22 protein-coding genes are annotated in these 19,990 nt (G+C 66.3%); 12 read left to right on the top strand and 10 right to left on the bottom strand.

Features of this window, described 5'->3' with window-relative positions; genetic code table 11:
* The first annotated feature begins 39 nt into the window (after positions 1 to 39).
* The 4 genes from HFK18_RS03065 (at position 40) to HFK18_RS03050 (ending at position 2,658) form a co-directional block, all read left to right on the top strand.
* Positions 40 to 309 carry a Trm112 family protein gene (locus HFK18_RS03065; RefSeq protein ID WP_099820028.1) on the top strand — a complete coding sequence of 90 codons (270 nt, stop codon included), beginning with the start codon at positions 40 to 42 and terminating at the stop codon, positions 307 to 309.
* Positions 306 to 1,157: a carboxylating nicotinate-nucleotide diphosphorylase gene (gene nadC / locus HFK18_RS03060; protein WP_180164289.1), complete on the top strand. Its 852-nt coding sequence runs from the start codon at positions 306 to 308 to the stop codon at positions 1,155 to 1,157. The genes HFK18_RS03065 and nadC overlap by 4 nt, the downstream gene beginning before the upstream one ends.
* 112 nt (positions 1,158 to 1,269) lie before the next feature.
* Positions 1,270 to 2,238 (top strand): DUF2272 domain-containing protein, encoded by a 969-nt coding sequence (locus HFK18_RS03055; RefSeq protein WP_180164288.1) that lies wholly within the window; start codon positions 1,270 to 1,272, stop codon positions 2,236 to 2,238.
* A 69-nt stretch (positions 2,239 to 2,307) separates the two neighbouring features.
* Positions 2,308 to 2,658, top strand: a complete 351-nt coding sequence (locus tag HFK18_RS03050; protein ID WP_180164286.1) for a DUF3301 domain-containing protein — start codon at positions 2,308 to 2,310, stop codon at positions 2,656 to 2,658.
* An 83-nt stretch (positions 2,659 to 2,741) separates the two neighbouring features.
* On the opposite strand, the gene HFK18_RS03045 is transcribed toward HFK18_RS03050, so the two are convergent.
* From HFK18_RS03045 to HFK18_RS03015, 7 genes are all read right to left on the bottom strand, one after another.
* Positions 2,742 to 3,197, bottom strand: coding sequence for a ClpXP protease specificity-enhancing factor (locus HFK18_RS03045; protein WP_089240019.1), 456 nt, complete (start codon positions 3,195 to 3,197; stop codon positions 2,742 to 2,744).
* A gap of 84 nt (positions 3,198 to 3,281) precedes the next feature.
* Positions 3,282 to 3,917 (bottom strand): glutathione S-transferase N-terminal domain-containing protein, encoded by a 636-nt coding sequence (locus tag HFK18_RS03040; protein ID WP_089240017.1) that lies wholly within the window; start codon positions 3,915 to 3,917, stop codon positions 3,282 to 3,284.
* A 134-nt stretch (positions 3,918 to 4,051) separates the two neighbouring features.
* Complete coding sequence (locus HFK18_RS03035) at positions 4,052 to 4,801, bottom strand: cytochrome c1 (RefSeq protein WP_099820023.1); 750 nt, start codon at positions 4,799 to 4,801, stop codon at positions 4,052 to 4,054.
* Positions 4,794 to 6,053: a cytochrome bc complex cytochrome b subunit gene (locus HFK18_RS03030; protein WP_180164284.1), complete on the bottom strand. Its 1,260-nt coding sequence runs from the start codon at positions 6,051 to 6,053 to the stop codon at positions 4,794 to 4,796. The genes HFK18_RS03035 and HFK18_RS03030 overlap by 8 nt, the downstream gene beginning before the upstream one ends.
* Entirely contained in the window at positions 6,053 to 6,673 is a 621-nt protein-coding gene (petA, locus tag HFK18_RS03025; protein ID WP_025875286.1) for a ubiquinol-cytochrome c reductase iron-sulfur subunit, read from the bottom strand. The genes HFK18_RS03030 and petA overlap by 1 nt, the downstream gene beginning before the upstream one ends.
* A 195-nt stretch (positions 6,674 to 6,868) precedes the next feature.
* Positions 6,869 to 7,792, bottom strand: a complete 924-nt coding sequence (locus HFK18_RS03020) for a lytic transglycosylase domain-containing protein (protein ID WP_180164282.1) — start codon at positions 7,790 to 7,792, stop codon at positions 6,869 to 6,871.
* Positions 7,793 to 7,838: 46 nt separating this feature from the next.
* Complete coding sequence (locus HFK18_RS03015) at positions 7,839 to 8,807, bottom strand: WYL domain-containing protein (RefSeq protein WP_180164280.1); 969 nt, start codon at positions 8,805 to 8,807, stop codon at positions 7,839 to 7,841.
* Positions 8,808 to 8,887: 80 nt separating this feature from the next.
* Between HFK18_RS03015 and HFK18_RS03010 the strand changes: the two genes are divergently transcribed.
* Together HFK18_RS03010 and miaB are read left to right on the top strand one after the other, a co-directional pair.
* Positions 8,888 to 9,508 (top strand): glutathione S-transferase family protein, encoded by a 621-nt coding sequence (locus HFK18_RS03010; protein ID WP_105163793.1) that lies wholly within the window; start codon positions 8,888 to 8,890, stop codon positions 9,506 to 9,508.
* Between the two features lie 198 nt (positions 9,509 to 9,706).
* A complete protein-coding gene (gene miaB, locus HFK18_RS03005; RefSeq protein WP_180164277.1) occupies positions 9,707 to 11,125 on the top strand; it encodes a tRNA (N6-isopentenyl adenosine(37)-C2)-methylthiotransferase MiaB in 1,419 nt (472 codons plus the stop codon).
* Between the two features lie 91 nt (positions 11,126 to 11,216).
* Here miaB and HFK18_RS03000 read toward each other — a convergent pair whose 3' ends face one another.
* The 3 genes from HFK18_RS03000 to HFK18_RS02990 are packed head-to-tail and all read right to left on the bottom strand — an operon-like array spanning position 11,217 to position 14,226.
* On the bottom strand, positions 11,217 to 12,329 hold the full coding sequence (locus HFK18_RS03000; protein WP_180164275.1) for an ABC transporter permease: 1,113 nt from the start codon (positions 12,327 to 12,329) through the stop codon (positions 11,217 to 11,219).
* Complete coding sequence (locus HFK18_RS02995) at positions 12,326 to 13,249, bottom strand: ABC transporter ATP-binding protein (RefSeq protein ID WP_180164273.1); 924 nt, start codon at positions 13,247 to 13,249, stop codon at positions 12,326 to 12,328. The genes HFK18_RS03000 and HFK18_RS02995 overlap by 4 nt, the downstream gene beginning before the upstream one ends.
* Positions 13,250 to 13,269: 20 nt before the next feature.
* Positions 13,270 to 14,226 carry an HlyD family efflux transporter periplasmic adaptor subunit gene (locus HFK18_RS02990; protein ID WP_180164271.1) on the bottom strand — a complete coding sequence of 319 codons (957 nt, stop codon included), beginning with the start codon at positions 14,224 to 14,226 and terminating at the stop codon, positions 13,270 to 13,272.
* A gap of 364 nt (positions 14,227 to 14,590) precedes the next feature.
* Between HFK18_RS02990 and HFK18_RS02985 the strand changes: the two genes are divergently transcribed.
* The 6 genes from HFK18_RS02985 to HFK18_RS02960 all read left to right on the top strand — a co-directional run bounded on the left by HFK18_RS02985 (position 14,591) and on the right by HFK18_RS02960 (position 19,962).
* Positions 14,591 to 15,577 carry a PhoH family protein gene (locus HFK18_RS02985; protein WP_180164269.1) on the top strand — a complete coding sequence of 329 codons (987 nt, stop codon included), beginning with the start codon at positions 14,591 to 14,593 and terminating at the stop codon, positions 15,575 to 15,577.
* A complete protein-coding gene (gene ybeY, locus HFK18_RS02980) occupies positions 15,574 to 16,059 on the top strand; it encodes an rRNA maturation RNase YbeY (RefSeq protein ID WP_100552066.1) in 486 nt (161 codons plus the stop codon). Before HFK18_RS02985 ends, ybeY begins: the two co-directional genes overlap by 4 nt.
* A 120-nt stretch (positions 16,060 to 16,179) precedes the next feature.
* Positions 16,180 to 16,731, top strand: a complete 552-nt coding sequence (locus tag HFK18_RS02975) for a hypothetical protein (protein WP_180164334.1) — start codon at positions 16,180 to 16,182, stop codon at positions 16,729 to 16,731.
* 64 nt (positions 16,732 to 16,795) lie between these two features.
* Entirely contained in the window at positions 16,796 to 17,677 is an 882-nt protein-coding gene (locus HFK18_RS02970; RefSeq protein WP_089239987.1) for a transporter associated domain-containing protein, read from the top strand.
* Entirely contained in the window at positions 17,674 to 18,921 is a 1,248-nt protein-coding gene (locus tag HFK18_RS02965) for a DUF4105 domain-containing protein (protein ID WP_180164267.1), read from the top strand. The genes HFK18_RS02970 and HFK18_RS02965 overlap by 4 nt, the downstream gene beginning before the upstream one ends.
* A gap of 6 nt (positions 18,922 to 18,927) precedes the next feature.
* The gene (locus HFK18_RS02960) at positions 18,928 to 19,962 is read left to right on the top strand and encodes a magnesium and cobalt transport protein CorA (RefSeq protein WP_089239983.1); all 1,035 of its coding nucleotides are present in this window, start codon (positions 18,928 to 18,930) and stop codon (positions 19,960 to 19,962) included.
* The last annotated feature ends 28 nt before the right edge of the window (positions 19,963 to 19,990 follow it).

The following is a 19,990-nucleotide window of genomic DNA, read 5'->3' as shown; positions in this document are numbered from 1 at the left end:
AGACGTATTCTAGCCATCTTCCACGCAAGACGAAGAACCATGGATCGCAAGCTGCTCGACCTGCTGGTGTCGCCCGATACCCGCCAGCCCCTGTCCCTGCTGGATGGCAAGGGCCTGGAAGCCCTCAACCGGGCGATCGCCGCCGGTTCCGTCAACCGCGCCGATGGCAACCCGCTGGCGCAGCCACTGCGCGAAGCCCTGGTCACCCGCGACCGCAAGCAGGTATTCCGCGTCGACGACGGTATTCCGGTGCTGCTGGCCGAAGAGGCCATCCCGACCGCACAGATCGCCGACTTCCCGACCGCATGAACGCGCTGCCGACGCCGGATCCAGCCGTCGTCGCGGCCGATGTCGCGCGCGCGTTGGCCGAGGACCTGGGCAGCGGTGACGTTACCGCCGCCCTGCTGCCCGACCAGCCCGACAGCGCCTACCTGCTGTGCAAGCAGGATGCGGTGATCGCGGGCCGCCCGTGGTTCGATGCCACCCATCGCGCGCTCGATGCCGACGTGCAGATCGAGTGGCGTGTAGCCGAAGGCGACCATGTCAGCGCCGGTACCGTGCTGGCGCTGCTGCAGGGGCGCAGCCGCAGTCTGGTCAGCGCCGAACGCACCTCGCTGAATTTCCTACAGACCCTGTCCGGCACCGCCACCACCACAGCCCGCTATGTGGCTGCGGTGGAAGGGACAGGCACGCGCATCCTCGATACCCGCAAGACCCTGCCCGGCCTGCGCCTGGCGCAGAAGTACGCGGTGCGTTGCGGCGGCGGTGACAACCATCGCTTCGGCCTGTACGACACGGTGATGCTGAAGGAGAACCACATCCGCGCGGCCAGTTCACTGGCTGCCGCGGTGTCGGCCGCCCGCCGGCAATGGCCGCAACTGCCACTGGTGGTCGAGGTCGAGGACCTGGAACAGCTGCGGCAGGCGCTGCAGGCCGGCTGTGAACGCATCCTGCTGGACGACTTCAGCCCGGAGCTGCGGCGCGAAGCGGTGCGCATCACCGAAGGCCGCATTCCTCTGGAAGTGTCCGGCAGCGTCGGCCTCGGCGGCCTGCGTTCGATCGCTGAAGATGGCGTGGACTGCATTTCCATCGGCGGCCTGACCAAGCACGTGCAGGCCATTGATCTGTCGTTGAAGCTGGGTCCACCGCCAGGTTGAGGGTGGATTCGCGGATCGTGATGTTGCCGGCCAGCGGCCGGCACTACCGCTCTCACACCCGGCGTTCACAACAGCGCTGCGACGCTGCGACCATCCCCCACAGGAGCCGCGCATGCGCCGGATGCTCTTGCCTGCCTGCCTGCTGCTGGCCGCAGCGCCCTTCTCGGCCGCCGCCGTCGAAGCCTGCGATGTACCCCCGCGTTTCGGCCTGAGCCCTTTGGCGATCGCCATCCGCAACACTGCCTGCAACGAGCATCGCCTCTGGTTCCGCCCCTTCATCGACCGTGACGGCCGCGCCGCCAGTCTCAGTGTCACCGAGGCCGAGAGCGATCATCTGGCCGACAATGGCCTGATCGCCTGGCAACGGGTCAGCAGCTACTGGCGCGAAAGCGGCACGCTGAATGCATTGGGCAGCCAGCCCGGTGCCAGCAGTTGCCTGGCCCCGCTGGGAACGCGCTACACCGACAGCGATTGCCGCGCGTTCCTGATCGACAATCCGTGGTCTGCGGCGTTCATTTCCTGGGTGATGGTGCGTGCCGGCGTACCCGGTTTCAATACCTCCCCACGCCATATCGACTACATCCGCGCCGCCTACCAGGCAGGCCCTTCCGGCGTGCCCTACCGCCTGGTGGACCCGGCCACCGCCAAGCCGGCACCGGGCGACCTGCTGTGCTTCCTGCGCGACCGCAGCAGCACACTCAGCTACAGCGGATTGGTGCAGGCCTTGGGCAACGGCTCGGTCGGCCATTGGAAGTCGCATTGCGAAGTGGTGGTGGCTGCCAACCTCGGTGGCGACCAGACGCTTTATCTGGTGGGCGGCAATGTCATGAACACCGTGGCGATGCGCCTGCTGCAACTGGATCGCACCGGCATGATCAAGCTGCCGCCGCCGCGCGAGCGCGACACCACCGGCATCGACCCGACCTGCACACCGGGTCGCGAGGACGAGTGCAGCTTCAACCGGCAGGACTGGGCCGCACTGCTGCAGTTGAATGCCACTGCACCGCGTCCCTCGGCGGTACCCGCGGCACCGACACCGGTACCGCTGCAGCCGGCAACGGAGACTGGCAGCGATCGCTGAGCACATGCAGCTTGATCCGGTCGCCATTCGTCGCCATCTTTGGCGGATCGACACCTGACGGCTGAAGCCATGCCCACCCTGCTGATCCTGCTGATTGCCGGCGGTATCGTCTACTTCTTCTGGAACGCAGCGCGTTCGGCCGCCGAACGTGCGGTTGAACTGGGCCGCAATGCCTGCCGCGCCGCCGATGTGCAGTGGCTGGACCAGGCGGTGCACGCCACGGGCCTGCGGCTGTCGCGCGGGGAAGATGGCCGGCTCGGTTTCGAGCGCACCTTCAAGTTCGAGTATTCCTACGACGGCATCGATCGCCATGTCGGCCGCATGGTGCTGCGCGGCGACCAGCTGATTTCCTTCACCGGCCCGGGCGCGGCGCGGATCAGCCAGATCCGCACCGACAATGAAGATGCCGAGGATGTGTGAGCAGAAGCATCCACGCATGGCGTGGATCTACTGGATATCGCGCCGGTAGATCCACGCCATGCGTGGATGAAAAGCTGCGGAAACTACTTGACCACGCGCAGGGTCGGGCGGCCCTTGGGCGGCGGACCAGCGGGCGGCGTGTCGTCAGGCGGCGTCTGCTGATCGTCGTGCAGCAGCTCATCACTGGCCTGCGCCGGCTCGCCACCGGGAATGTCGTCCGGCAGCGCCATGCCCTGCCCGGTTTCGCGGGCATACACCGCCAGCACCGCGCTGATCGGCACCTGCACCGGATAGCTGGTACCGGAGAAGCGCGCCGAGAAGCTCACCGACTCGTTGTCGATCACCAGCCGCACGACTGCGCGCTCGGCGATGTTGAGCACCACCCGGCCGTCCTTGACGGCCGAAGGCGGAACCTGCACGCCGGGAACGCCGGCGTCGACCAGGATGTGCGGAGTCAGCTGGTTGTCGTTGATCCATTCCACCAGTGCCCGCAACAGGTACGGGCGGTGGCTGGTCATGTGGAAGAAGTCTTCGGTCATGCGTGAAGTGTAGCGCCCGACGCCCCTGCCGGGGCGGATCGCCTGCACGCCGGTCGGCGTGCAGACGGGAAAGCGGATGCCGGATCAGCCCGGCAGATCGCGCAGTTTCTTTTCCTGATCGGTCAGGCTGCGGACGAAACCGGGGTGGCGGAAGATCCGGTTGCCATAGTCCTCGATGGCCTTGCTGTCCTTCGGCAACGGCACGTCCAGCGATTGCAGGCGCCAGATGATCGGCGCCATCGCGCAGTCGGCCAGGCTCATTTCCGGGTTGAGGAAGAACTTGCTGGCCTTGAACAACGGCAGCGAGGCCGTCAGCAGTTCCTTCAGCCGCTTGCGCCCTGCCTCTGCCTGGGTCTTGTTGCCCAGCTGGATCGCCTGCACCTGCGGCACCCAGTCATGCTCGATACGCAGCATGGCCAGGCGGATGCGCGCGCGCGACAGCGGGTCAACCGGCATCAGCGGCGGGTGCGGATAGCGCTCGTCCAGATACTCGCTGACCACCGACGCGGCGTACAGCACCAGCTCGCGCTCGACCAGGGTCGGCACCGAATGGTACGGATTGAGATCGATCAGGTCTTCCGGCGGGTTCTGTGGATCGACCGGAACGAAGTCGAAGCTCACGCCCTTGGCCGCCAGCACCAGGCGCACACGGTGGCACAGTACATCGTCGTTCGAGGAAAACAGCGTCAGTGTATTGCGCATGCGTACGCTCGCCGCCATCAAAGGCTCTCCTACGACAGGAGACCGCCTGCCGCATCGGCGCCGCCAGCACCGTGCTGGCGGTCGACTCCTCCCCGAGTGTGCAACCGACCATCACAAAAGCCAATAGGCCCGATGCAATGGCCGGCTCTGGATCAGTGCACGTCCTTCCAGTATTCCTTCTTCAGCAGGTACACCAGGAAGGTCAGCAGGGCCAGGAACAGGATCACCCAGACACCGAGCTGCTGCCGCTTCAGCGCGGCCGGTTCGCCGGCGTATTCGAGGAAGTTGGTGATGTCGCGCACGGCCTGGTCGTACTGGCCCGCATCGACCGAGCCCGGACTTTCAATGCGCAGGCCGGTCACCGGCGGGTCCATGCCCGGCGCTTCGGCCTTGCCATGCACTGCGTGCTGCAGGCCCTGCATCTCCCACAACGGATTGGGCATGGATGCATTGGCGAACAGCGCGTTGTTCCAGCCCAGCGGGCGGCTGCTGTCCAGGTAGAACGACTTCAGGTAGGTGTAGATCCAGTCGCTGCCGCGTACCCGCGAAATCAGGCTCAGGTCGGGCGGCATCTTGCCGAACCACTTTTCGGCCTGCTCCTTGGGCATTGCCACCGGCACCGGATCGCCGATCGCCGAGCCGGTGAAGTTGAGGTTGTTCATCACCTCTTCCTCGCTCAGCCCCAGGTCCTCGCCCATCCGCGAATAGCGCAGGTACTTCAATGCGTGGCAGCCGCTGCAGTAGTTCATGTACAGCTGGGCGCCGCGCTGCAGCGACGCCCGGTCACCCAGGTCGTTGCCGGCCTGCAGGAGCTTGGTGCCGCCCTCGGCGGCCATGGCCAGGGTACTGCCCAGCATCAGGGCGGCCGCCAGGGCCAGCCGGACCATCCAGCGCTCAGTCATGCGTGGTCACCCTCTCCGGTACCGGCTTGGTCTTGTCCAGCCTTGTCCATATCGGCATGGTGATGAAGAAGGCGAAGTACAGGAAGGTCAGCACCCGCCCGACATAGGTCTCGTGCGCATCGGTACCAGGACCGGAGCCGATCACCATCAACCACGCGAAGCACACCACGAACATGCCCAGCAGGCCGCGCGACAGCCAGCCGCGGTAGCGGTAGGACTTGACCTTGGCGCGGTCGAGCCAGGGCACCAGGAACAGGATGGCGATGGCCGAGAACATCACGATCACGCCGCCCAGCTTGTTCGGCACCACCCGCAACATCGCGTAGTACGGCGTGTAGTACCAGACCGGCTTGATGTGCTCGGGGGTGACCAGGCGGTTGGCTTCGGTGAAGTTGTCGTGTTCCAGGAACAGGCCACCGAAGGCCGGCGCGAAGAAGATGATGAAGGCCGCGATGGCCAGCAGGAAGCCCGCACCGACACCATCCTTGAGCGTGTAATAGGGATGGAACGGAATCCCGTCGGTCGGCGCATTCGGTGACCAGCGGTTGCCCTTCGGCCCCTTCTTGATCTCCACGCCATCGGGATTGTTCGATCCCACTTCATGCAGCGCACCCAGGTGCAGCACCACCAGCAGCAACAGCACCAGCGGCAGCGCGATCACGTGCAGTGCGAAGAAGCGGTTGAGCGTGGCGTCGCTGGGCAGGTAATCGCCCATGATCCATTCGGTGAGGCCGTTGCCGATCACTGGAATGGCGCCGAACAGCGAGATGATCACCTTGGCGCCCCAGAACGACATCTGGCCCCACGGCAGCACGTAGCCCATGAAGGCCTCGGCCATCAGCACCAGGTAGATCAGCATGCCCAGGATCCACACCAGTTCACGTGGCTTCTGGTAGCTGCCATACAGCAACCCGCGGAACATGTGCAGGTAGACCACGATGAAGAACAGCGAGGCACCGGTGGAGTGCATGTAGCGGATCAGCCAGCCCCACTCCACGTCACGCATGATGTATTCGATGGAGGCGAATGCTTCGGCGGCATTCGTCTTGTAGTGCATGGTCAGGAAGATGCCGGTGACGATCTGGTTGACCAGCACCAGCAGCGCCAGCGAGCCGAAGTAGTACCAGATGTTGAAGTTCTTCGGCGCGTAGTACTCGCTGACATGCTTGCGGTAGATCGGCATCAACCCCGGCGCGCGGGCATTGACCCAGTCGGCCACGCCGGTGGCGGTACGGCTGAGGATGTTGGACATCAGGCAGCCCCCTGCGGATCGACACCGATGATGATGGTGTTGTCGTCCTGGTAGTGGTGCGCGGGCACCTTCAGGTTGATGGGTGCGGGCACGTCCTTGAAGACGCGGCCGGACATGTCGAAGCGCGACTTGTGGCAGGGGCAGAAATAGCCGCCCTTCCACTGTGGGTCGTAGGGCTCGGGGCGGATTTCACCCACCATTTCCGGCGAGCAGCCCAGGTGCGTGCACAGACCGACCAGCACCGAGATCTCGGGCTTGATCGAGCGCAGCTCGGGGTTCTGCTTGAGCACGTACTCCGGCTGCTGGTCCTTCTCGCCGGACTCGGGGTCCTTCAAGCGGCCATCCAGCCCGTGCAGCGCATCGAGGATCGCCTTGGACCGTTTGACGATCCAGATCGGCTGGCCACGCCATTCCACGATCAGGCGTTGGCCTTCCTGCAGGGCGCTGATGTCGGCCACCACCGGTGCGCCGGCAAGCTTGGCGCGGGCACTGGGGTTCCAGGATTTGATGAAAGGAACTGCGGTGAATCCGACGCCGACGGCGCCCACCACGGCTGTGGTGGCAGTAAGAAAACGCCGACGTCCGGTGTTGACTGGATCGTGTACCCCATCGTTGGCCATCCGGCACTCCGATATTGATTAGGTAGCTTTAAGGCTGCCAGCGGTTCCGGTGGGGGCCAGAGCCGCATTGAATCTCGGTCGAGTGTAGCGGAACCGTCGCGCGCCACACAACGCATTGCAACAACTCTTTTCAAGGTGTGCCGACTGACAGTTGGCACCTACCCGCTTGAAGGTGTGCCGACCAACGGTCGGCACCTACTGATGGGTCAGGGCGGTGCGGTAACGCTCGGCCAGCTGCCCTACCCTTCGCACGTAATACTGGGTCTCGCTGTAGGGTGGCACGCCTCCATGGCGATCGACCGCGCCTTCGCCAGCGTTGTAACCGGCCGCGGCCAGGGTCAGATCACCTTTGAAGCGCTTCAACAACCACGCCAGGTACTGCACGCCGCCACGGATGTTCTGCCCGGCGTCGTAGGAATCGCTGACGCCGAAGCGCGCGGCGGTGGGCGGCATCAGCTGCATCAGGCCCTGCGCACCGGCACGGCTGAGCGCGGTCGGGTTGTAGGCCGATTCGGCGTGGATGATCGCGCGAACCACCGCCTCTTCCACCCCGAATTCGCGTGCAGCCGAGGTGATCTCGCTCTGGAAGGCCGTGGTGTTCAGGCGCACGCTGCCGAAATCGACGCGTGGATTGACCCCGCAGGCGTAGCAGCGCTCCATGAAGCTGTAGCGGATGGTCCGTACCGGGCCGAGGTTGGCGACCTGGGTCGGGCGTGCACTGGTGTAGTGGCGCACCCCGTCCTGCATGTACGAATAGACCTGTCCGCTGACCATCTTGCCGCCGCGTGGAGCGCCCGGCGTGGACGCTGCCGCGGGTACCGGAGTCGGTGCGACAGCGGGACTGGCAGCGCTGGCGGCAACCGCGACCGGATTACGCTCGGCACTGGCCACCACTGCAGCAGGTGCTGGCACCGGCACCGAAGTGGCGACCGGGGCACGCACCGCCCTGCCCGCGCTGCGGGTGTAGCTGATGGTGCTGCATTGGGCACCGGCCACCCGCTTGCTGACATAGCTGGTGACCCCGTCGGCGCCAAGGCACTTGTACAGGGTGCCGGCGCTGGCCGGCGCAGCGGTCAGCGCAGCGATGATGATCGCCGTTGTCCCCAGTCTCCCCTTCATGGCCGCGAGTGTCCCAGCTTCGCTGCGGCTTGCCAAGGGCGACGGCTCAGACCGTGACCGCGGGCACGGCCAGTACCTGGCTGAGCCCGGTCAGACGCTGGGCCAGCTCCTCGCGCAGCTCGGCCGGCGTGGTCCACAGTGCCACCGGCAGGCGATCCAGGCTGAGGATCTGCGCCAGCATCATGCCGCGGCTTTCCGCACCCATCCGCAACAGACAATGGTCTGCGCCGTCAGCCTCGAGCACGCCGCACCAGGGCGGAATGCGGCCGGCCAGCTCCGCTTCACTGCCGGCCAGGCGCAGGATGGCCTGCAGCGCGAACGGCGCCTGGCTGACCGCCTGCCGCACCATCACATCGGGCGGCGCCGGGGTTCGCCGGTGCAGGCCGGGTTCGGGCAGGTGCCGCACCGCCCCCATCCGGTCCACGCGCAGCGTGCGCCAGTCCTGCCGGCCCAGGTCCCAGGCCAGCAGATACCAGCGCCGCCCGTAGTTGACCAGGTGCTGGGCCTCGACTTGCCGTTGCGTCACCGCGTCCTGCGCGCTGCGGTATTCGAAGGCCAGCCGCGCGGCCTGCCGGCAGTGCTGGGCCAGCCGCCCGAGCAGGCGCGCATCGGTGGATGGCAGATCGGACAGGGTCGCAGTGGCCGCATGCACTTCGCCGGCCTGCTGGCGGCGACGCGCCGGCACCAGCGGGTCGAGCTTGGACAGCAGGCCGCGTGCGGTGTCATCGATGCCGGAGACCGTAGCCGACGCTGCGCGCAGGGCAATCGCCAGCGTGGTGGCCTCTTCCTCGTCCAGCAGCATCGGCAGCACCGGTGCCCCCGCGCCCAGCCGGTAGCCCCCGCCTACGCCGGCCGACGCCTGCACCGGATATCCCAGCTCGCGCAGGCGTTCGACATCGCGGCGGATGCTGCGCCGATCCACCCCCATGCGCTCGGCGAGCTCGGCACCGGACCAGTGGCGGCGGGCCTGCAGCAGCGAGATCAGGCGAAGCAGACGATGGGCGGTATGGCGCATGACGGATCGCGGACAGAAGTCGTCCGCAATTGTGCCCCAGCATGGGCCCCACTTCACCACCACCTGCAAGGAGCAATGCCATGACGTCACGCCAGATCACCCTCTACCACGCCGCCCGTTCACGCTCGAGCGGCGCGGTGGCCCTGCTTGAAGCACTGGGCGCCGACTACCGCATGCAGGTGCTGGACCTGAAGGCTGGCGCCAACCTGGCCCCGGCCTACCTGGCGATCAATCCGATGGGCAAGGTGCCGGCCATCGTGCACAACGGCGCTCTGGTGACCGAGCAGGTGGCGATCTACCTGTACCTGGCCGACCTGTACCCGGAAGCCGGGCTGGCACCACCGATCGGCGACGCCCTGCGCGGCCCCTATCTGCGCTGGATGGCCTTCTACGGCGCCTGCTTCGAGCCGGCGATGATCGACCGGGCGATGCGTCGCGACCCGCCGCCGCATGCGATGTCGCCCTACAACGACGCCGATACGGTGCTGCAGGTGATCGAAGCACAGCTGGCGCAGGGGCCGTATCTGCTGGGCGAGGTGATGAGTGCGGCAGACGTGTTGTGGGGCAATGCACTGGCATGGACCAGTGCGTTCGGCCTGGTGCAGCCAGCACCGGCGACGGCCGCCTACATCGAACGGATGAGCGCGATGACCGCGTTTGATCGTTCGCGGCAGATCGATGCCGAGCTGATCGCGGCGTAAGGCATTCGCAGGGTTTCCTTTGTAGAGCCGAGCCCACGCTCGGCTGGTTTCAGTAGAGCCAGGCCGTGCCTGGCTGCCCCATGCATGGCAAGCGGGAAGAGCAGCCGAGCGTGGGCTCGGCTCTACAAGGGCGCGGCGGGTGGCGCAGGATGCGGGTAGAATCGCCCCCTTTCCCGCCACCCGAATGGATTAAGCGCCATGACCGGGACGCCAGACGTCTTTCCGCCCGCCACGCCGGGCGGTACCCCGCTCGTTGCCCTGCCCGCCGGTCCGCGCAAGCCCGACCAGGTGAAAGGCAAGCTGTACATCAAGACCCACGGTTGCCAGATGAACGAGTACGACTCGGCCAAGATGGCCGACGTGCTCGCCGCCAGTGATGGCCTGGAACTGACCGATCGCCCGGAAGACGCCGACGTCATCCTGGTCAACACCTGCTCGATCCGCGAAAAGGCGCAGGAGAAGGTGTTCAGCCAGCTGGGCATCTGGAAGAGCCTGAAGAACCAGGGCCGTGAGGTCATCATCGGCGTCGGCGGTTGCGTGGCGTCGCAGGAAGGCGAGGCGATCATCAAGCGTGCGCCGTTCGTCGACCTGGTGTTCGGCCCGCAGACGCTGCATCGCCTGCCGGAACTGATCCGCGCCCGTCGCGAACAGCAGCGCCCGCAGGTGGACATCAGTTTCCCGGAAATCGAGAAGTTCGATCGCATGCCCGAACCACGTGCCGATGGCGCGTCGGCGTTCGTGTCGATCATGGAAGGCTGCTCCAAGTACTGCTCGTTCTGCGTGGTGCCCTACACGCGCGGTACCGAAGTCAGCCGCCCGTTCGAGGACGTGGTGGTGGAAGTGGCACAGCTTGCTTCGCAGGGCGTGCGCGAGATCAACCTGCTCGGCCAGAACGTCAACGCCTACCGCGGGCCGTATGGCGATGGCGAGCTCGCCGACCTGGGCCTGCTGATCCGCACCATCGCCGAGATCGATGGCGTTGGCCGCATCCGCTTCACCACCTCGCACCCGCTGGAGTTCAGCGATTCGCTGATCGATGCGTTCCGCGATGTGCCGCAGCTGGCCAACTTCTTGCACCTGCCGGTGCAGGCTGGCAGCGACCGCGTGCTGTCGGCGATGAAGCGCGGTTACACCGCACTGGAATTCAAGTCGAAGATCCGCAAGCTGCGTGCGGTACGTCCGGACATCTCGATCAGTTCGGACTTCATCGTCGGTTTCCCCGGCGAGACCGATGCGGATTTCGAGAAGACCATGAAACTGATCGAGGACATCGGCTTCGACCACAGCTTCTCCTTCATCTATTCGCGTCGGCCGGGCACCCCGGCAGCGGACCTGGAAGACACGATCAGCGATGCGGAAAAACACGCTCGCCTGTCGCGCCTGCAGGAACGCATCAACGCGCACGCTGCAAGCATCTCCGAGAAGATGGTCGGCAGCGTACAGGCCGTGCTGGTTGAAGGTCCTTCACGCAAGAACCCGAATGAACTGACCGGCAAGACCGAGAACATGCGTTCGGTGAACTTCCCGGCGCACCCGCGCCTGATCGGCCAGTTCGTGGACGTGGTGATCACTGAAGCGCTGACCAATTCGCTGCGCGGCCGCGTGGTGGCGGAATAAGGAGTGCCGACCAACGGTCGGCACCCACCGCATTGATGCCGGCCAGCGGCGGGCACTACCGAGGTGGATGCCGACCGTTGGTCGGCATGCTTCAGTCCAGGCGTTTGCGGAAACGCAGGATCGCCAGGGTCATCATCGCCACGATGAACACCAGCAGTGCCAGTGCGTCCGGCCACAGCTCCCACAGCGAGGCCCCGCGCAGCATGATGCCGCGCACCAGGCGCAGGAAATGGGTGAGCGGCAGTACTTCCGCCAGCCACTGCACCGGCCTGGGCATGCCGGCGAACGGGAACATGAAACCTGACAACAGGATCGACGGCAGGAACAGGAACAGGGTCATCTGCATGGCCTGGAACTGCGAGCGTGCGCGCGTGGAAATCAGCAGGCCCAGCGCCAGGTTGGCCAGCACCAGCAGCACGGCGGCCAGGTAGACATCCAGCAGGCTGCCGCGAATCGGAACCTCGAACAACCAGGTTCCCAGCAGCAGCACCAGCGTGGTCTGCAGCAGACCGATCGCCGCATAGGGCAACACCTTGCCGACCATCAGTTCGCTGCGCGATACCGGCGTGGCGATCAGCAGTTCCATGTTGCCGCGCTCGCGTTCGCGTACCACCGCCACTGCGGTGAACATCACCAGGGTCATGGTCAGGATCACCCCGATCAGGCCGGGCACGATGTTCACCGCTGAGCGCCGTTGCGGGTTGTAGAAACTGATGACGCTCACCTGCCCGCTGGCGATGCTGCCTTCGCGCAGTGGTCGCGCGTTGCTGGCCGGACGCGTGTCCAGCGGCACCTGCGCCAGCTGGATCGCCGCACTCTGCACCACCGTGTCGCTGCCGTCGACCAGCACCTGCACCGCTTCGCGGCCTTCGTAGCGGCGTCGCTCGAAATCGGAGGGAATGACGATGCCCACGCTGATCCGGCCCCGTCGCAACGCCTCCATCAGTTGATCGGGCGTATAGGCCTGCGCGCGCGGTGTGATCACGCCGGTGGCGACCATGTCCTGTACCAGCGCGCGCGACGCCGCACTGTTGGCCTGATCGGCGATACCGGCATCCAGGTGCCGCAGGTTGAGGTTGATCGCATAGCCGAACAGCAGCAGCTGCATCACCGGGATGCCAACGATCATCGCCAGGGTGATGCGGTCACGGCGCAGTTGCCGCAGCTCCTTGAGCATGATCGCCCATAGCCGTCGCACGCTCATGCGGCCGGCTCCCGACCACGGCCACGGGTGGCGGCAACGAATACGTCTTCCAGGTTGGGTGCCACCGGTTCGATGCTGGCCTGCGGATCGGCGGCGGCAAGTGCCTGCGCCAACACGCTGGTATCGGCCGCACCCTCGCTGCACAGCACGCGCAGTTCGGTGCCGATCTGGGCCACGCTGAGCACACCCGGCAACGCCGCCAGCGCGCGGCTGGCCTGCCGGGGCTGCGAGGCGGTGACCTTCAGGGTACGGCCCTGCAGCTGCGCGCACAGCTCGGCCGGGGTTCCATCGGCCACCAGGGCACCGCGATCTAGGATCGCCAGCCGATGGCAGCGTTCGGCCTCGTCCATGTAGTGGGTGGACACCAGCACCGTGGTGCCGGCATCGGCGAGTTCGAACAGCGCCTCCCAGAAATCGCGCCGCGACTCAGGATCGACCGCACTGGTCGGCTCATCGAGGAACAGCAGTTCCGGCGCATGGATCACCGCACCGGCCAGCGCCAGCCGCTGCTTCTGCCCGCCGCTGAGGGTGCCGGCCAACTGCACCTGGCGGTCCTGCAGACGGTACTGCTGCAGCAGCGCGTCGACCCGTTGCCGTGCTTGCGCCCTCGGTAGATCCTGGATGGCGGCCAGGAATTCCAGGTTCTCCCGCACCGACAGGTCTTCGTACAACGAAAAGCGCTGGGTCATGTAGCCGATGCGGCGGCGCAGCGCTTCGGCCTGTGCCGGGATCGCCAGGCCCAGCACTTCGATCTCGCCAGCGCTTGGTTCAAGCAGTCCGCACAGCATGCGGATGGTGGTCGACTTGCCCGAGCCGTTCGGGCCGAGGAAGCCGTATACCTGCCCTCGCGGCACCTGCAGATCGACGTTGTCCACTGCCAGCAGCTCGCCGAAACGGCGGCTCAGGCCCTGCGCACGCACGGCAATGTCATCGACAGGATTCAGAAGCGCACCTGCACCGGCAGCCCGGCGGGCAGCGCCTGCATGTCGGCACTGTCGTCCAGCTCGATCTCGGCCAGGTAGCTCAGCCGCGAGACGTCATCACCGGTCAGCGCGTAATACGGCGTAAAGGAAGGCTCGCTGCGGATCGACCGCACATGCCCCTTCAGCACGGTGTTGGCACCATCCAGCTGCACCTGCGCTCCCTGCCCCACCTTCACCCGCAGGCGCAATGGCTGCGGCAGATACACGCGCGCATACGGGCGTTCGCCCACCAGCATCACCACCAATGGCGCACCGATCGGTGCCTGGTCGCCCTGCCGGTACGGCAACGCATCGACCACGCCATCGCGCGGCGCACGCAGCTGCAGCTTCTGCAGGTTGACGGCCTGCACCACCTCCTGTGCCTGCGTTGCCCGGGAGGCGGCCTGACCCTGGGCAATGTCCTCACGACGGTTGCCGCGCTGCAGCTCCAGCCACGCCTGTTCGGCAGCGCGCACGCTGGCCACGGCGTTGTCGGCGGCCGCGCGGGCCCGGTCCAGGTCGGCAGCAGCGACCAACCTCTGCCGGGCCAGCGGTTGCACCCGGCGGTAGTACGCAGTGGCTTCAGCCGCCTGCGCGCGCAGCGCCGTGAGCTGTGCCTGCGCCTGGGCGATCTGCTCAGGACGCGGGCCCACCTGCAGTTCTTCAAGCTGTGCCTGCACGCGGGCGGTTTCGGCCTGTGCGGCGTCGAACTGGGCGGCGCCACGGGCAGGATCCAGGCGCATCAGCAGCTCGCCGGCCTTGACCGCCTGCCCTTCGCGCACGTCAACGGCACTGATCACTTCCGCCGCCGGTGCGGGCACGCTGATCCGGTCCCATTCAAGCGTACCCAGTGCCGCCGGCGGTGCTTCGCCGCAGCCCGCCAGCAGGCAGCTGCCCAGCAGCCCCATCCTGCGCATCCACGTGCCCACGGCCATGCGCCACCTCCTCCGATGGCGCCACGGTGCCATGCTCCCTGTGCACCCGCAATGATCCAGAACAGGGCTGGTCAATAATTGATCACCCGCCGGCAACGCCACTGCCGCAAGGCTCGCTGCCACCTATCCACAGGTTCGCGGCAACACCGTCCACACCACATGTGGAGAACCCCGCGGGCACTGGCGCAATTTTCACCACCGCATCATCTTCCTTGTGGCACAAGCGCTGCGAAGGACTATCCACAGGTTTCTTTGGCGCCGGTCCACACCCGGTGTGGAGAACTGTCGTCCTGCCGCCTTGCGCGTTACCCTTGTCGTCCCTGACTCCATCGCGGTGGACGGCGACCCCGCCCCACCCCAAGCAATGAAAAGCATCGAGCATCGAGACTTCACCCTGTCGCCGGAAGACAACGCGCAGCTGGCCAACCTGTGCGGCCCGTTCGACGGCCACCTTCGCCAGATCGAACTGAAGCTTGGCGTGGAAATCGCCAACCGCGGCTTCGTGTTCCGCATCAGCGGGCCGGCCGAGGCCAGCGCCGAGGCGCAGAAGCTGATCGAGGCGCTGTATGAAGAGGCCGCCGAGACCACCTTCGACAGCCACGGCATCCACCTGCGCCTGAACGCGGCGAACATCGAACAGATCGCCGATCGCTCCTACGAAGCGCAGGACGTGGCAATCAAGGTCAAGCGCGGAACCGTGCGCGGGCGCGGTTCCAACCAGAGCCGCTATCTGCACCAGATCGTCAGCCACGACATCAACTTCGGTATCGGCCCGGCTGGCACCGGCAAGACCTTCCTGGCCGTGGCCAGTGCGGTGGAAGCACTGAACGAATCGCGCGTGCAGCGCCTGATCCTGGTGCGTCCGGCGGTTGAGGCCGGCGAGAAGCTGGGCTTCCTGCCCGGCGACCTGAGCCAGAAGGTCGACCCGTACCTGCGACCGCTGTACGACGCCCTGTATGAAATGCTGGGTGTGGAGAAGGTGCTCAAGCTGCTGGAAAAGAACGTCATCGAGATTGCGCCGCTGGCCTACATGCGCGGCCGCACGCTCAACGATGCGTTCGTGATCCTGGATGAAGCGCAGAACACCACCATCGAACAGATGAAGATGTTCCTGACCCGACTGGGCTTCGGCTCGACTGCGGTGGTCACCGGCGATCTGACCCAGACCGACCTGCCCAAGCATGTGAAGTCGGGCCTGCGCGATGCCATCGACGTACTGCGCGATGTGGAGGGCGTCAGCTTCACCTTCTTCGAAGCCCGCGACGTGGTCCGCCACCCACTGGTGGCGCGCATCGTCAGCGCCTACGACCGCCGCGACCTGCATCAGATCCAACCTGGAGCGACTCCATGACCCGTGGTCCCGTGCGACTGGATGTCGCCGTCAGCTATGCCCTGCCGCGTGCCGGCCTGCCCTCGGCCGTCAGCTTCCGCAAGTGGGTCGCGGCCGCGCTGAAGGGTCGCATCCGCGAGGCCGACCTCGCCATCCGCGTGGTCGACAGCAAGGAAGGCCAATCCCTGAACCGGCATTACCGGGGCAAGGACTACGCTACCAACGTGCTCAGCTTCCCGGCGGACGTGCCGGAGGGCCTGCCCAAGGGCGTCAAGTTCCCGCTGCTGGGCGACCTGGTGATCTGCGCGCCGGTAGTGGCCCGTGAAGCCGACGAGCAGAGCAAGGCGCTCAATGCCCACTACGCGCACCTGACCGTGCACGGCGTGCTGCACCTGCTCGGCTGGGACCACGAGGACGACAAGGAAGCCGAGGCAATGGAACAGCTGGAGCGCGAGATCCTGGCCGAGCTCGGCATCGACGATCCCTACGCCGGCGAGCGCTGACACCTGGCCAGGCGCTGCGTGACCGAGCCCATGCTCGGCCGTGGTACGCCCTGCTCCCCGCAGACCCGACCCAAAAGCAGCCGAGCACGGGCTCGGCTCTACCACGGAACCTCGCTTGTGCTGCTGCGTACCTTCCTGCTCCTGCCGCTCCTGCTTGCCGCCACCGCTTCCGCCGCGCCGCTGGACCTGCCTGCACTGATCGAGTGCCGCCAGGGCGTGGCCGAGCATGCCGCGCTGGCACCCCTGCTGGCCGATCCGCTGAAGGCGGTGGCCCACGGCCTGCAGCCGCTGCCGCAGGGCAACCAGTTCATGAGCGAGTACCGGCTGGCCAGCCCGATCACCGTGTTCGGCCAGCAGACCGAGCGCGTGGCCGTGGCCGGCGCCAGCATCATGGCCGTGCTCGACCAGTCCGACCCGCGGCCGCTGGCCACGCAGTTGGCCCTGGAGACCGGCTACGACCAGGACGGCAAGTTCATGGCCGGGCGCGAGCTGGTCAGCCGCGATGTGACCGACCCGAAGTCCGGCGAGGCACAGATCGAGTCGATCATCCTCAGCGTATCCACCGTCGCCAGCCACCCGGGCAAGACCCTGGCCGGCTGCACCTACAGCCTGGACCTGCCGGCCGAGGACGAGGGCCCGGCCGCCGCCGCCCCGGCTGGCGAGGGTCACTGACAGGCCCCCACATCCTGCTAGACTGGAGCCATCGCCCGGCCTGCCGGGTGCCTTTTTTCCAGAGATGTCAGAAGACGACAGTAGTAGCTCCTCCGTGGAGCACAGTGAAAAGAAGCGCGGCTGGCTTGAACGCCTGACGTCCGCTTTTTCCGGCGAACCCCACACCCGCGACGAGCTGGTCGCTGTCCTGCACACCGCGCAGGAAGAAGGGTTGATCGCCGCCGATACCCTGAAGATGATGGAAGGTGCCATTTCGGTAGCCGAGCTGACCGTGGGCGACGTGATGATCTCGCGTTCGCAGATGGTCTCGCTGCCGGTGGAGGCGCCCTTCCTGGAGCTGATGAAGCAGGTGGTCGAGTCCGGCCATTCGCGCTTCCCGGTGCATGGCGAGAACAAGGACGACATCCTCGGCGTGCTGCTGGCCAAGGACCTGCTGCGCGGCGTGGTTGCCGACAATGGTCCGGGCAACGTACGTGAACTGCTGCGCCCGGCGGTGCTGATTCCGGAAGCGAAGAAGCTCAACGTGCTGTTGAAGGAGTTCCGCCTGTCGCGCAACCACATGGCGATCGTGGTGGACGAGTACGGCGGCGTCGCCGGCCTGGTCACCATCGAAGACGTGCTGGAGCAGATCGTCGGCGACATCGACGACGAGCACGACGAGGCCGAGGATTTCTCGGCGCAGATCGCCATCCAGGCCGATGGCCAGTACGTGGTGGATGCGCTCACGCCGATCGGCGATTTCAACGAGCGCTTCGGTGCCACCTTCTCCGATGAGGACTACGACACCATCGGCGGCCTGGTGACCGAAGCCGTCGGCCATCTGCCGGAAGTCGGCGATGAGCTGGCGTTGGACCGCTTCATGTTCCGTGTGGCCCGCGCCGATGCGCGCCGGGTCCAGGCTTTCCATGTAACGGTGCTGGCACCGGACGCGCAGGACGACGCTTGAAGCACCGTAGCCTGATCCTGATCCTGACCCTGTGGCTGGCGTTGTGCGTGCTGGCCACGACCCTGGCACCGGCTGCATTCGCGCAGGCGGCGGCGCCGACCGTTTCGACGGCCAGCGATGCCCCTGCCCCGCGTGTCGGCGTGGTCACCATGCAGCCGGGCACCGTGTTCTTCGAGCGCTTCGGCCACGATGCCATCGTCGTGCTGGACCCGGTGAGCGGCGAGGCGATCTCGTACAACTTCGGCTACTTCGATCCGTCCGAACAGGATTTCATCGGCCGCTTCGTACGTGGCGACATGATGTATTACCTGGTGGCCCTGCCGCTGCAGCAGGACCTGTCGTACTACGACGAGACCGGCCGCGGTGCCAGCGTACAGTGGCTGGATATCACCCCGGACCAGGCACGCTCGCTGGCTGCCGACCTGGCCGAACGGGCCAAGCCGGAAAACGCGCGCTACCACTACGATTACTACACCGCCAACTGCGCGACGATGGTGCGCGACACCCTCGACAAGGCGTTGGGGGGCGGGCTGCACTCGCAGCTGTCCGGCCGTTCGCGCGGCAACACCTATCGCAGCGAGTCGGTTCGCCTGGCGTCTCCGGCCACGTGGATGTGGCTGGGCTTCGATATCGGCCTGGGTCCGTTTGCCGACCAGCCGCTGTCGCGCTGGCAGGAAGCCTTCGTGCCGATGCGCCTGGCCGACGCCCTGCGCCAAGCCCGTAACAGCGACGGCCGCCCGCTGGTGCAGTCCGAGCAGGAACTGCTGCCGCACCGCATCGACCCCGAGCCCAAGGAATTCGCGCGCCGCTGGTGGCCGTGGCTGCTGTGTGGCCTGGTGATCGCGGCGGGCGTGCTGGCGCTGCGCAACCGTCCGCGCCTGCTGGCCGGCCTGGCCTTGCCGCTGTGGCTGCTGTGCACGATCGCCGGCGGCCTGCTGGTGTTCCTGTGGGGCTTCAGCACGCACTACGCCGCCTGGGCCAACCGCAACCTGCTGCTGCTGTCGCCGCTGTGCCTGCTGTTGCTGCCGGGGGCGATCAGCCTGCTGCGGCGGCGCGTGCCCGGCCGCATGTTCAGGATCGTGCTGTGGCTGGTGGCGGTACAGGCCGTGGCCGCCCTGGTGCTGCATTGGCTGAGCCTGCAGGCGCAGTACAACGTGCAGTGGATCGTGCTGCTGCTGCCGGTCCACGCAGCGCTGGCCTGGGTGCTGGGGCGTCGTCCTCACTTGTCGGAAACGCAGCACTGACGCACGATGGCGGGCATGTCATTGCCCGCCTCATTGCCCGCCCCTGCTGCCGCCTCCGCCGCAGCCAATCCCACCTGCGTCATCAACTGCGTCCACTACGATGACGACGGCAAACGCCACGACATCAGCCTGGATGCCATCAGCGATGTCATCGCCAGCAACAACGGTTTCGTCTGGGTCGGCCTGTACGACCCGAACGAAGACGTACTGCTGAAGCTGCAGGAAGAATTCTGCCTGCACGACCTGGCGGTCGAGGATGCACGCAACGCGCACCAGCGCCCCAAGGTGGAGGCCTACGGCAACTCGTTGTTCGTGGTGGTGACCACCGCGCAGATGGTCGACGAGCGCATCCAGTACGGCGAAACCCATGCCTTCCTCGGCCCACGGTTCCTGGTGACCGTGCGCCATGGCGCCTCGCTGTCGTACGCGCCGGTGCGCGCACGCGTCGAGCGCGAGCCGCAACTGCTGAAGATGGGGCCGTCGTACTGCCTGTACGCCGTGGCCGACTTCGTAGTGGACAACTACCTGCCCATCACCAACCGTTTCCGCGACACCCTGGAGCTGCTGGAGAAGGACATCTTCGCCGACAGCTACAAGCGCAGCACGGTGGTGCGCCTGTATGAGCTCAAGCGCGAGTTGAACAAGATGCGGATGGCGGTGGCGCCACTGCAGGATGTACTGGCGCAGCTGCGCCGCTACCAGGGCGAACTGTTCCCGGACGAAGTGAAGCTGTATATCCGCGACGTGCACGACCATGCGGTGCGCATCAGCGATGTGATCGACACCCTGCGCGAGATGCTGGGCACGGCCTTGAGCGTGAACCTGTCACTGGTGACGCTGGCCCAGGGCGAGACGGTGAAGCGGCTGGGTGCATGGGCCGCGCTGCTGGCCGCACCGACCTTGATCACCAGCTGGTACGGCATGAATTTCAGCCACATGCCGGAATTGAACCAGCCGTGGGCCTACCCGCTGATGATCGTCGGCGTCGGTGGCATCTGCGTCGGCCTGTACCGGCTGTTCAAGCGGGTGAAGTGGTTGTAACCCGCTTTTTTGTAGAGCCGAGCCCACG

The organism is Stenotrophomonas sp. SbOxS2 (genome assembly GCF_013416715.1).
GTDB lineage: Bacteria > Pseudomonadota > Gammaproteobacteria > Xanthomonadales > Xanthomonadaceae > Stenotrophomonas > Stenotrophomonas lactitubi.
This window is presented reverse-complemented; position numbering and strand designations above follow the sequence as displayed.

What these genes read in the sequence shown, in the direction of transcription:
- HFK18_RS03010 (WP_105163793.1), top strand. Translation starts at nt 8,888, where the DNA reads ATGACGTCACGCCAGATCACCCTCTACCACGCCGCCCGTTCACGCTCG.
- HFK18_RS03020 (WP_180164282.1), bottom strand. Translation starts at nt 7,792, where the DNA reads ATGAAGGGGAGACTGGGGACAACGGCGATCATCATCGCTGCGCTGACC.
- ybeY (WP_100552066.1), top strand. Translation starts at nt 15,574, where the DNA reads ATGACCCGTGGTCCCGTGCGACTGGATGTCGCCGTCAGCTATGCCCTG.
- HFK18_RS03065 (WP_099820028.1), top strand. Translation starts at nt 40, where the DNA reads ATGGATCGCAAGCTGCTCGACCTGCTGGTGTCGCCCGATACCCGCCAG.
- HFK18_RS02960 (WP_089239983.1), top strand. Translation starts at nt 18,928, where the DNA reads ATGGCGGGCATGTCATTGCCCGCCTCATTGCCCGCCCCTGCTGCCGCC.
- HFK18_RS02990 (WP_180164271.1), bottom strand. Translation starts at nt 14,226, where the DNA reads ATGGCCGTGGGCACGTGGATGCGCAGGATGGGGCTGCTGGGCAGCTGC.
- HFK18_RS03030 (WP_180164284.1), bottom strand. Translation starts at nt 6,053, where the DNA reads ATGTCCAACATCCTCAGCCGTACCGCCACCGGCGTGGCCGACTGGGTC.
- HFK18_RS03055 (WP_180164288.1), top strand. Translation starts at nt 1,270, where the DNA reads ATGCGCCGGATGCTCTTGCCTGCCTGCCTGCTGCTGGCCGCAGCGCCC.
- HFK18_RS02985 (WP_180164269.1), top strand. Translation starts at nt 14,591, where the DNA reads ATGAAAAGCATCGAGCATCGAGACTTCACCCTGTCGCCGGAAGACAAC.
- nadC (WP_180164289.1), top strand. Translation starts at nt 306, where the DNA reads ATGAACGCGCTGCCGACGCCGGATCCAGCCGTCGTCGCGGCCGATGTC.
- HFK18_RS02970 (WP_089239987.1), top strand. Translation starts at nt 16,796, where the DNA reads ATGTCAGAAGACGACAGTAGTAGCTCCTCCGTGGAGCACAGTGAAAAG.
- HFK18_RS03000 (WP_180164275.1), bottom strand. Translation starts at nt 12,329, where the DNA reads ATGAGCGTGCGACGGCTATGGGCGATCATGCTCAAGGAGCTGCGGCAA.
- HFK18_RS03045 (WP_089240019.1), bottom strand. Translation starts at nt 3,197, where the DNA reads ATGACCGAAGACTTCTTCCACATGACCAGCCACCGCCCGTACCTGTTG.
- miaB (WP_180164277.1), top strand. Translation starts at nt 9,707, where the DNA reads ATGACCGGGACGCCAGACGTCTTTCCGCCCGCCACGCCGGGCGGTACC.
- HFK18_RS03035 (WP_099820023.1), bottom strand. Translation starts at nt 4,801, where the DNA reads ATGACTGAGCGCTGGATGGTCCGGCTGGCCCTGGCGGCCGCCCTGATG.
- petA (WP_025875286.1), bottom strand. Translation starts at nt 6,673, where the DNA reads ATGGCCAACGATGGGGTACACGATCCAGTCAACACCGGACGTCGGCGT.
- HFK18_RS03050 (WP_180164286.1), top strand. Translation starts at nt 2,308, where the DNA reads ATGCCCACCCTGCTGATCCTGCTGATTGCCGGCGGTATCGTCTACTTC.
- HFK18_RS03015 (WP_180164280.1), bottom strand. Translation starts at nt 8,807, where the DNA reads ATGCGCCATACCGCCCATCGTCTGCTTCGCCTGATCTCGCTGCTGCAG.
- HFK18_RS03040 (WP_089240017.1), bottom strand. Translation starts at nt 3,917, where the DNA reads ATGGCGGCGAGCGTACGCATGCGCAATACACTGACGCTGTTTTCCTCG.